The organism is Agromyces sp. P1_H4, assembly GCF_056405255.1.
On sequence record NZ_JBFUCL010000277.1, the window covers coordinates 1 to 5,132 of the forward strand.

Here is a 5,132-nt window from a genome sequence, read left to right on the forward strand (position 1 = left end):
GGCCCGCGGCGGGCGGGCGCGTACGGGCGAGCGCCCGGCCCAGACGCTCGGAGGTCTCGGAGATGCCCCGGCGGTTCGAGCCGAGCCCGTGCACGACGCGCACCCGATGGCCGGCGGCGTTGAGCGCGTCGCCGAGCGGCCGGAGGAACGTCCAGTGCTCGTAGATGCCGGGCAACAGGATGACCTCGGGCAGGTCCCGCGAGCCCGAGGCCCACGCGCGCGGCGACGGGCGCAGGCGCCCCAGCCCCCATGGCGGCCGGAGGATCGCGAGCTGCCGTGCGCCCGCGTACACGTAGTCGCTGGCCCACCACCAGCCTCGAACCACCGCCGGCGGCAGCTCGGGCTCGGTGGGCGCGCGCACCTCGTCGCCGACGCGATCGCCGTGGGCGTGCGCCGCCACGAGCATCGCGACCTGCTCGCCGGCCGTCACCATGGTCTCGTGTCCGCGGCCGGGTACCTCGACGTAGCGGGCGTGCGGCACGAGCCGCGCCACCTCCTGCGCCCACGCCCTCGGCGAGATGCGGTCGTCCTCGCCGCGGATCACGAGCGTCGGCCGCGCGACATCCGGAAGCGTCTGCTCGAGGTGGTGGTCGAGCATCTGGCCGAGCTTCGCGAAGTACCACCGCGGCCCGGCCTGCAGGTAGGTGAAGACCGCGAGCCCCATGACCTTGGGCTTGGTGATCGACTCGTCCTGCAGCAGGCGCAGGGCCTGCATGCCCATGCTGCGCTCGCGCGGGTTCACGGTCGGCGCGATGAGCACCACGCGGGCGACCCGCTCGGGATGGCGGGCGGCCGCCTCGGCGACGATCTGCGTGCCCATCGAGTGGCCGACGAGCACCACGTCGTGCAGGTCCTCGGCCTCGAGCAGTGCGGCGAGGTAGTCGCCCGACGCGCGCATCGACAGCGGCTCGTCGGGCTCGGGCGCCTCGCCGAAGCCTGGCAGGTCGAGCGCGAGCACCCGCCCGTCGAGGGCCAGGGCGTCGGCGAGGCCCGAGAAGTAGCGGTGTCCCATGCCGATGCCGTGCACCAGCACGTAGCACGGCCCCGCGGCGGTGCCCGACTCGGTGATCACCGTCACGCCGTCGCCGCGGCGGAACTCGCGAGTCACCGACATGGCGGCAGTCTACGAGGCGGAGCCGAGCGTGGCGTGAATCGCGCAGCGACCGTGCGGATGCCGCGGTCCCACCCAGCACCGGGCACGCGCTCAGTCGATGAGGCCGGATGCCGCGAGCAGGCGCAGCACCTCGACGCCCGCCGGCGGGCAGCGGTGGGCGTCGGCGGTGGTCACCCAGTGCAGGGCGCCCACCTCAGCGGAGGCGGCGGGCGCGGCATCCGTCTCGGCGCGGAAGACCCGCATGCGCACCAGCCGGCCCTCGGGCTCGCCGTGCGCCTGCACMACCACCTCGAAGAGCTCGTCGAGCGCGTCGGGGTCGAGGTCGAGCGCGACCTCCTCGAAGGCCTCACGCGCTGCGGCCTCGGCGGCGGTCTCGCCCGGGTCGATCTTGCCGCCCGGCATGTAGTGCACGTCGCGGCCGCGCGCGGTGACCATGAGCACCCGCCGGTCGCGCACGAGCGCGATGGCGGCGACGAGGAGGTCGGGCAGCTGCGGCATCCTCTCCACCCTAGGCGGGGCGGCTCCACACACGACCCCCGCTGCGCTGGCGGGCAGCCCTCCGCGCCCCCCGCTACGCTGGCTCGCAGTCCGATCGCGAAGGAGCGGCCCGATGACCGAGGCGAACCGCGGCTACGCGCGCACCGTGCAGTCCGACGTGTACCGCGCCGGGGTGAGCGGCACGAAGCCGGCCGTGCCCGTCGACGTGGTGGCGCTCGAGCGCGCCGCCCGCAAGGCGACGTCCGCCGAGGCGTTCGCCTACCTCGCCGGCGGGGCAGGGTCGGAGGCGACCRTGGCCGCGAACCGGGCCGCGTTCGGGCGGTGGCAGGTGTGGCCGCGCGTCCTCCGCGACGTGGCCGAGCGCGACCTCTCGATCGAGCTCCTCGGGCGGCGACGCGCCAGCCCGTTCCTGCTCTCGCCCATCGGGGTCGCCGAGCTGGCGCACCCCGATGCCGACGTGGCCGTGGGCCGCGCGGCATCCGCGCTCGACGTGCCCTACGTGCTGTCGAACCAGGCGTCGCGCCCGATGGAGGAGGTCGCCGCCGCGATGGGCGACGGATCGCGGTGGTTCCAGCTCTACTGGAGCGCCTCGCACGACCTCAACGCGTCGCTGCTGCGCCGGGCGGAGGCGGCCGGTTGCGAGGCCGTCCTCGTCACGCTCGACACGCACCTGCTCGGCTGGCGCGCCCGCGACCTCGACGCCGCGTTCCTGCCGTTCACGCGAGGGCAGGGCATCGCGCAGTACACGAGCGACCCGGTGTTCGCCGAGCTCGTGCGCGCGCGGGTGTCGGGAAGCGCCGTCGGGGGAGCGCGACCCAGAGTGACGCCGACCCTGTTGCGCTCGGCCCTGTCGATCGCCCGCCGCGGCGCCGGCACGAGGCTGGTCGAGGGCGGCGTGCGCGACGCCCTGCGCTCGCCGCTGCCCCGGGCGGCGGTCGAGACCTTCCTCGACGTCTTTTCGGACGCGAGCCTCACGTGGGACGACCTCGCCAGGCTGCGTGAGTGGACCTCGCTGCCCGTGCTGCTGAAGGGCGTGCTGCATCCGGATGACGCGAGCCGGGCCCTCGACGCCGGTGTCGACGGCATCGTGGTGTCGAACCACGGCGGCCGTCAGGTCGATCGCTCGGTGGCGACCCTCGACGCGCTGCCGGAGGTCGTCGAGCGGGTCGGCGCACGCGTGCCGATCGTGCTCGACAGCGGCGTGCGCAGCGGAGCCGACGCGTTCATCGCGCTCGCCCTCGGAGCCACGGCGGTCGGCATCGGCAGGCCCTACGCGTACGGCCTCGCCGTGGCCGGCGAGACCGGGGTGCGCGAGGTCGTGCGCAACCACCTCGCCGAGCTCGACCTCACGATGGCGCTCGCGGGCCACCGCTCGATCGGGGAGATCGGGCGGCACTCGCTCCGGGCTGCCTGAGCGGGCCCCACCCCCGTTTCCCGCGCCGCGCCGTCGCGCCCCGAGGGGGCCGCGGGGTGGCAGGCGCGCGCTAACGCTGCCACGCATATTCCAAAAGTTGTACCACAGCGCGCGAAACAATGAACCATTGCGCTCGACTTACGTCGTGGCTAGGTTGGCTTTTATCGCACCGGTCGACGGAAGCCCCCCAACCGGGGGTGCAGCGCCACCGGCACGGACGACGCCGGCACCCCGCCGGCGTCGGGGCCTGTCAACGTCGACGGAGGAGCTCCATGAAGTCGTCACCGCCGATGACCGCGCCCTCGACGATCGAGGGCGCGCTGCTGACCTCGCTCCGCGGCCGCATGGTCGCCGACCCCGCCGTCGCGACTCCGGACGCCGCCGCGGACGCCGCCGTTCGCCTCGATGCCGAGGTCGAGGCCTTCGGTGCGACGTCACCGGCCGTCACAGCTGCGCACTGGCGGCGCGTCCGGACCCGGTGCGCGGCGTTCGGCCCGGAAGTCGTCCGGCTGCTCGACGAGGCGGCGGCGTCCGACGGCGGCAAGCACCTCCGGCCACGTCTCGTGGCCGCCGCCTACTTCGGATTCGGCGGCGCTGACCACCGCGTGCTCGGCGAGGTCGCCGGCGCCCAGCAGCTGCTCCACCTCGGCCTCTGCATGCACGACGACCTGATCGACGGCGACCGGCTGCGCCATGGCCGGCCGAACCTGCTCGCCGCGTACGAGGCCGGCGACCGCGCAGCGGGGCTGACGGATGCCGCGGCCGACCGGCACGCGATGGCGGCCGCCCTGCTCGCCGGCGACCTCGCCCTGAACGCCGCGCTCCTCGCACTGCTCGACGCGCCCGCCCCCGCACCGCTGCAGCAGCGGCTCGCCGCCGAGGCCGCCGCGGCGCTGGAGCGCACGATCGCCGGCGAGCTGCTCGACGTGCGCTCGGAGCTGGTCCGCCCCGACCTGGCCGACCCGCTGAGGGTCGCCGAGCTGAAGACCGCCGTCTACAGCGTGTCGCTGCCCCTTCGGCTCGGCGCGATCGCCGCCGGCGTGGCATCCGTCGACGTCCTCGACAGCCTCGACCGGGCCGGCCTCGCCTTCGGCATCGCCTATCAGCTCGCCGATGACGACCTCGGCCTCTTCGGCACCGAGGCCGTCACCGGCAAGTCGGTGCGGTCCGACCTGCAGCAGGGCACGCGCACGGAGCTCATCCGACTGGCCTACGGGCGGCTCGACGCCCCTGGCCGCGCGATGCTCGACGCCGTGCTCGGCGCACCGTCGGTGACCGACCAGCACGCCGACCTCGTGCGCGACCTCGTGCTCCGCAGCGGCGCCCGCGATGCCGCGGCGGTCGCCATCGACGAGCACGTCGCCCGCGGCATCCGCATCGCCGAGGCCAACCTGCCGGGCCCCCTCGCGACCCACCTGGCCCGACTCGCCCGATCGATGCGAAGCCGCACCCGATGATCCGAACACCCTGGAGGAATGACGTGACCATGCTCGACACCGCACCCCCGCTCGTCACCGACGCGAACGCGCCCACCCCCTCGACCGGTTGGACGCACGGTCGCGTGGGCGTGTGGCTGGTCGGCGCCCGCGGCTCGGTGGCCACCGCCGTCGCGGTCGGACTGCACGCCCTTGCCACCGGCCTCGCGGCTCCCACGGGCTGCGCCACGGCCGGCGCCGAGTTCGCGGGCGTGCCGCTGCCGGGCTTCGACGACCTCGTGCTCGGCGGGCACGACGTCAGCACCACGCCGCTCGCGCATCGCGCGCAGGCGCTCGCCGACTCGGGCATGATCCCGCAGCGCTACGTCACCGCCGCGCTCGCTGGGCTCGAGCAGGCCGACGCCGAGATCCGGCCGGGCTACCAGCCGGCGACCCACGCCGGCACCCAGGCCGCCGCCGTGGCGAGGCTCGCCGGCGACATCATCGCGTTCCGCGACCGGCACGGGCTCGACCACGTCGTCGTCGTCGACATCTCGTCGACCGAGCCCATCGCCGTCGACCGCCCCGAGTTCCATGACGCGGCGCTCCTCACGGACGCCCTCGGCGACCCGGCCGAGGCCGTGCTGCCGGCGAGCTCGATCGCCGCGCTCGCCGCGATCGAGTCCGGCAG

General features: G+C 75.0%; 5 protein-coding genes. 3 read left to right on the top strand and 2 right to left on the bottom strand.

The genetic code is table 11. The features are described 5' to 3' along the window. Together AC1DY2_RS15060 and AC1DY2_RS15065 are read right to left on the bottom strand one after the other, a co-directional pair. Positions 1-1,114 (bottom strand): alpha/beta fold hydrolase (locus tag AC1DY2_RS15060; protein ID WP_476763165.1); only part of this gene is annotated, 1,114 nt, incomplete at its 3' end. Between the two features lie 90 nt (positions 1,115-1,204). Beyond that, the gene (locus AC1DY2_RS15065) at positions 1,205-1,612 is read right to left on the bottom strand and encodes an NUDIX hydrolase (RefSeq protein ID WP_476763166.1); all 408 of its coding nucleotides are present in this window, start codon (positions 1,610-1,612) and stop codon (positions 1,205-1,207) included. Between the two features lie 112 nt (positions 1,613-1,724). Between AC1DY2_RS15065 and AC1DY2_RS15070 the strand changes: the two genes are divergently transcribed. The 3 genes from AC1DY2_RS15070 to AC1DY2_RS15080 form a co-directional block, all read left to right on the top strand. Further along, on the top strand, positions 1,725-3,026 hold the full coding sequence (locus AC1DY2_RS15070; protein ID WP_476763167.1) for an alpha-hydroxy-acid oxidizing protein: 1,302 nt from the start codon (positions 1,725-1,727) through the stop codon (positions 3,024-3,026). Positions 3,027-3,298: 272 nt separating this feature from the next. Beyond that, entirely contained in the window at positions 3,299-4,483 is a 1,185-nt protein-coding gene (locus AC1DY2_RS15075) for a polyprenyl synthetase family protein (protein WP_476763168.1), read from the top strand. A gap of 29 nt (positions 4,484-4,512) precedes the next feature. Beyond that, positions 4,513-5,132: inositol-3-phosphate synthase (locus tag AC1DY2_RS15080; RefSeq protein ID WP_476763169.1), on the top strand; the 620-nt coding region annotated here is incomplete at its 3' end.

Bases quoted from the DNA above. Each gene is read 5' to 3' on its own strand.
- AC1DY2_RS15075 (WP_476763168.1), top strand. From the start codon at position 3,299: ATGAAGTCGTCACCGCCGATGACCGCGCCCTCGACGATCGAGGGCGCG.